Raw genomic sequence first — 2754 nt, 5'->3', positions numbered from 1 at the left:
AAACCAGTACTGCGCAAGCTCAGATTGAAAAAGCTAAAGCAAGCGTTGCAGCTAAAGAAACTGCGCTGGCAAAAGCCAAGCTTAATCTTTCTTATACCAGGATTATTGCACCAGCAAGCGGAAAAGTGGGTAAAACAAATTTAAAAAAGGGACAATACGTACAAGGTGGTCAACCCTTGTTCAGTTTAATCAGTAATGACAAATACTGGATTGTAGCCAACTTTAAAGAAACACAGATAGAGCATATGAAAGTTGGACAATCCGTAGACATTAAGGTAGACGGTTATCCTGATCATAAAATCTCCGGCAAAATATCTGGCTTCAGTGATGCTACTGGTGCGAAATTCTCCCTGCTTCCACCAGATAATTCTACAGGAAACTTTGTAAAGGTAACTCAAAGAGTTCCCGTAACTATCGAGATTGATCGGCCGGAAACTTTTACCGGAATTTTAAAAGCAGGACTTAGTGTAGAAGCAGATGTCAAAATACATTAAAATCATTATTGTCATCACCACCATTACTGCTGCAATGATGGAACTGATCGACACCTCTATTGTCAATGTTGCCTTGAACAATATCAGTGGAACACTGGGCGCTACACTGGAAGATGCTTCCTGGGTCGTAACTGCCTATGCTATTGCCAATGTGATCATTATTCCTCTAACCGGCTTCTTAAGCCGGTACTTTGGTAGAAAAAACTACTATCTGGCGTCGATTGTCATATTTACTCTGTCTTCTTATATGTGTGGCAGTTCTACTTCATTATGGATGCTGGTCCTTTGGAGGTTTGTCCAAGGCATAGGTGGTGGTGCGCTGTTATCCGTATCTCAGGGTATCCTTTTTGATCAGTTCAAACCGGAGGAAAAAGGAATTGCAGGAGGTATATTTGGAATGGGAATTGTCATCGGCCCAACCATTGGTCCAATTCTGGGGGGCTATATTGTAGATAATTATCACTGGGCTCTGATTTTTGACATCAACATTCCAATTGGTATAGCGGCAGCATTGCTGACCTGGAAGTTCATCGACAAAAAGCCTGACGAATACAATATCAATAAGAAAGCCATCCCTATTGACTATATAGGTATACTTTCTTTAACTATTGGCGTGGGTGCACTTCAATATATACTTGAAAAGGGACAGTCTGATGACTGGTTCCAGGCGCAATCCATAAGATACCTGACACTTGCCGCCATACTTGGACTTGGCTTTTTTATCTGGTGGGAATTGCATACCAAAACACCTGCAATTAACCTGAGGGTAATGAAAAACAGAAACCTGATTGGCAGCAATGTGCTTACCTTTGTCTGTGGCTTCGGCCTTTTCGGGTCTGTATATCTTTTTCCGGTAATGGTACAGCGGGTAATGGGCTATACGCCAACAGAAGCCGGACTTTCAATGGTTCCAGGCGCATTAGTCTCCATTTTTGCTATGCCTTTTATAGGAGCTGGTCTGGGCAAAGGTATAAAGCCTATTTACTTCGTCATCGCTGGTTTTATCCTTTTTATCCTTCATGGTTATACCTCTTCACTTGCAACACCGGAATCAGGAAGGTGGTGGTTCACTTTGCCTCAAATTTTTAGGGGGGTTGGAACAGGCTGCTTAACCGTACCTCTTTTAAGTCAGGCCGTTGTAGGTCTAAAACCTCAGGACATGCCTTATGGGATTTCCTTAAATAACATGTTCAGACAGCTGGGAGGAGCCTTCGGGATTGCCATTATGAATACCTATGCCACCAATCGTTTTGCTACGCACCGCTCCGATCTGGTTTCTAATCTGCAGAACAATAATCCTTTACTCACAGAACGTTTAAATGGTATTACCCAGGGAATGGTTGCAAAAGGCGTAAATCCCATCGCAGCAAAACAAGGTGCCTACGGTGTTTTAGACCATGCATTATCTAACCAGGCACAAATGCAAGCTTATCTGGATGGTTTTCTTTTAATAGCTGTCTTCTTTGTGTGTACTATTCCTTTTATGTTGTTGCTTAAGAATGAAAGCATGGATGCAGAGACCAGGGCAAAAGTAGCAGCAGCAGCACATTAATTATCATTACAAAAATACTATGAAACGTTTATTTAATATATTCATTATCGCCTTCAGTTGCAGCTCGGTATGTGCACAACAACAAACTGCCGGAGATCTATCTGTTCTCATCAACCAGTCTTTCTATTATTTTCCACAGTTTAAAGAACTTGGACAGGCTATAGATGTTGAACAGCAGCGCATCACGCTTGCTAAAGCTGCCGGCCTTCCCTCTATCCAGGCGACAGGAACTTACAATTACATTAATCCGGTATCCGAAATCTCTATACCAGCCGGAGCACAGTCTCTTAGCTTTCAGATCATGCCCAAAAACAATTATAAGACTTCTGTAAACGGTAGCTACACCCTTTGGGATTTTGGAGTGGTAAAGGCCGGTGTAGATCGGGCCAAGGCAGGTCTAATGCTCGCTAAAGACAATTTGGATTATAATAAAAACCAGATGGCAGCGCAAGTGTCTAACATCTATTTTCAGATTGCTTACTTAAAGGCAGCTATACAAATCCAGAACAGTGTGATCGATTTTCTGGAGCGAAATAAAAAAGACACCGAGGTCAAGTACAAAAATGGAGATGCATTAAAATACGATGTACTTTCTATCCAGTCCAGTATCGACCAGGAAAACAATCGAAAAATTGACCTCCAGACTTCCCTGGAAAAACAATATATTCTGATGGAGTATACCACCGGAATGAAGATGGATAAAGCACC

At 41.9% G+C, this 2754-nt stretch carries 3 protein-coding genes; all 3 read left to right on the top strand.

Annotated features, from left to right (window positions below):
- Nucleotides 1–494, top strand: a 494-nt coding sequence (locus VNZ46_RS08285) for an HlyD family secretion protein (RefSeq protein WP_325559612.1), incomplete at its 5' end; no start/stop codon positions are given.
- Nucleotides 478–2046, top strand: coding sequence for a DHA2 family efflux MFS transporter permease subunit (locus tag VNZ46_RS08280; RefSeq protein ID WP_325559611.1), 1569 nt, complete (start codon nt 478–480; stop codon nt 2044–2046). The genes VNZ46_RS08285 and VNZ46_RS08280, both read left to right, overlap by 17 nt.
- A gap of 19 nt (nt 2047–2065) precedes the next feature.
- Nucleotides 2066–2754 (top strand): TolC family protein (locus tag VNZ46_RS08275; RefSeq protein ID WP_325559610.1); only part of this gene is annotated, 689 nt, incomplete at its 3' end.

Origin of the sequence: Pedobacter sp. (genome assembly GCF_035566355.1) — a bacterium.
Lineage (GTDB): Bacteria > Bacteroidota > Bacteroidia > Sphingobacteriales > Sphingobacteriaceae > Pedobacter.
Note: the sequence above shows the minus strand (reverse complement) of the source record. Positions and strands in the feature narration are given on the sequence as shown.

Excerpts from the sequence above, each read along its gene's own strand:
- VNZ46_RS08280 (WP_325559611.1), top strand. The coding sequence starts at position 478 with ATGTCAAAATACATTAAAATCATTATTGTCATCACCACCATTACTGCT.